This is a genomic window from Ruegeria sp. BG3 (assembly GCF_056538485.1).
Window position 1 is genome coordinate 1 of sequence record NZ_JBQFTE010000024.1, and the last position, 2,412, is coordinate 2,412.

Genomic DNA, 2,412 nt, shown 5'->3' on the forward strand with positions numbered 1-2,412 from the left:
GACCCACTGATTTGACCTCTCGCAAATGCAATCCGAGCATCAGTAAGGTCGGCCAGAGGAGATAGGTTTGGATTTCGACGTTCTCTCCAAAAGTCAGCAGGAGAACAGTGAGCAACAGCCCGAGCGGCAGCCTCCCGCGTTCCGACTTTATGGCGTCCAAGGTGACGATTGCGAAATGAACGAGGAAAGGGATGAGAAACGCGGCAAATCCGGTCAACCCTTTGACGAATAGCAACCCGTACCAGGTGTGATGGCTGCCGATCGGCATGTATTCGACAAGATGCGCTCCGGGTCTGACCGTGCCGTGCCCGAAAACCATCGCATCCGATTGCCATCGTTCATACGCAATGCGCTGCAGCGTTTCGCGTACGCGGGTACTGTCGGCGCGCGCGGATTTGAAGCTGTAGAGGGCTCGGTTGCCGAACTCGACAAAGGCGGCGCCCCAAACGGCTATGGCTGTGGCGACTGTAGACAATATCACCCATCCCAAGCTGCGGGCGACAAGTGGCAAGAGGCGGGGTGACAGCGAGCAGACCACCAATCCGACCAAGCCCATGCGAGACTTGGACATCAGGATCATCAGAACTCCGGCAGCCAAACCGATGACCTTCCAGCTACGGTGCTTTTCTTCAAGGGCAAACAAGACCATGCAGACGCCCAACAATGCCGCGAATGGCGACCATGGCGCAAAGAACTGCCAACGCGGCGTGCCACTGGCGGGGTCGATTGTATACAGGTAGACCGAGAAATATTCAGGTCCCGGGCCGCCCGCTGCCTTTAGAGGAGACGTAAACAGTTGATGCGGCAGACCTGCATAAGGGGAGACGATGAGCAAGGGCAGAAGGCTCAAGGTCCAAAGGCCCAGTACGCATTGTCCTCTGACCAAAACCTCGCGCCGGATGGGCAATACCGCCCCTGCTAGGATAAACAACGGGATCAGCGCCCAACCCTTGGCCCATCCGATGCTCGATTTGATCGTTTTCGTGGTGCCAAGATTCCAATCCGCGTGGCCTGCCCAAAGTGAGACCAGCATCACCAGCATGCCAACACTCCAGATCCAGACCAAGGCGGGGACGGGGCCTGTTACGCGCATGTCCGAGCGGATCGCCGGGCCGAGGTAAAGTGACAACCCGGCCATCGCAGCCAGTATCCAACCTAGCACCGGACCGACAACATAGAGCGCGCCAAGCCCGTAGAACGGCCACGTCCAGATCAGCGTGTACCAGACGATCTTTTCGGCCGGGGTCTGAGGGGCCACATGCATTAAACGGCGGCTTCTTTCTGCGCTTTCAGCAGCCTTGAGATCAGCGGGTTTCGCATCCATGCCAGCACCAAGCCCATCAGTAGCATAAGGCTTGCAGCGATCCCGGCGGCAATCGAGATCTTCTTGTTTGGTGAAGACGGGCGGGTCGGTAGAGACGGGTTCTCCAGCACTTGGACCAAAGGGTACGAGGCGTAGACATCGGTCTTTTTCGACTCAGACCGGGCGATGGCAGAGGCGAACACGGCTTCTGCCACGGCGAAATCTCTCTGCCGATCCTCCAGCTCAGCGGCGATGTGGGCGAGGTCTGAGAGGCGCAGAGTTTCCAGACGAATTTGTGCGCGCAGTGTTGCGACATGCTTGTCCAATCCGGCCCGCAAGGCATCTTCGCGCACCAACTCACTAAGTAGTTGCGCCCGTTGCCCTTCCGGCGCGCGATCCAGTCCACCGAGCTGCTCGACCTCAAGACCCGTCACATGCGATGCGCGTTGCAACGCAACCGAACGCGCCCCATCATAGTCGTTTTGCGCATTCACGTAGATCGGGTGGCGCGATCCGTAGGTCGCGTCAGCTTGCGCCAGCTTTGCAGCCCCCACCGACACGTCCTCAAGCAACGATAGGTACTGCGCATCAGCATAGAGTTTCAGCGTTGCCGCCGCTGCATCAGAGGGCAGATCCAACGCAACTTGAAGCGCGCCGACACGTTCCGATTGGCGTGCCAGCTCGCTCTCCTGCGTTCGCAGTTCCTGCTTTGCACGGTCATTCGCGGCGACCTGCTCTTGGTATTGTGCGACTGATATCAGACCGCTTTGCGACTGCAGCTGTTTGATCTCGGCTCGTGTGGCCTGAATTGCGCGCGTGTAGTCTTCGATCGCGCCCGTATTGCTGGCCTCACGGGTGGCAATTTCATCGGCGCGCAGAGCGTCAATTTCGGCGAAAAAAGCTGCCACTAGGGCGTCACCATATTGCTGAGCGTCAGCCGGAGAGGCCGCTTGAAGCTCGATATGGATCAGGCTGGTTTGATCGACCAGTTGAACCCGCGGCTTGCCAAACGCATCTCGGTCAGCCTCTACCGCCTTGGCTGCCGCATCGAGGATGCGATCGGCCGACAACAAACGTTTATACGTCTCGGTCGGACTGATTGATCCGTT

General features: G+C 58.5%; 2 protein-coding genes. Both read right to left on the reverse strand.

All coding sequences use genetic code 11. From position 1 onward, the window contains the following. A partial coding sequence (locus ACR0AI_RS21890; protein ID WP_480677202.1) for an O-antigen ligase domain-containing protein occupies positions 1–1,264 on the reverse strand: 1,264 nt, incomplete at its 3' end. Then, a partial coding sequence (locus ACR0AI_RS21895; protein WP_480677201.1) for a GumC domain-containing protein occupies positions 1,264–2,412 on the reverse strand: 1,149 nt, incomplete at its 5' end. The genes ACR0AI_RS21890 and ACR0AI_RS21895, both read right to left, overlap by 1 nt.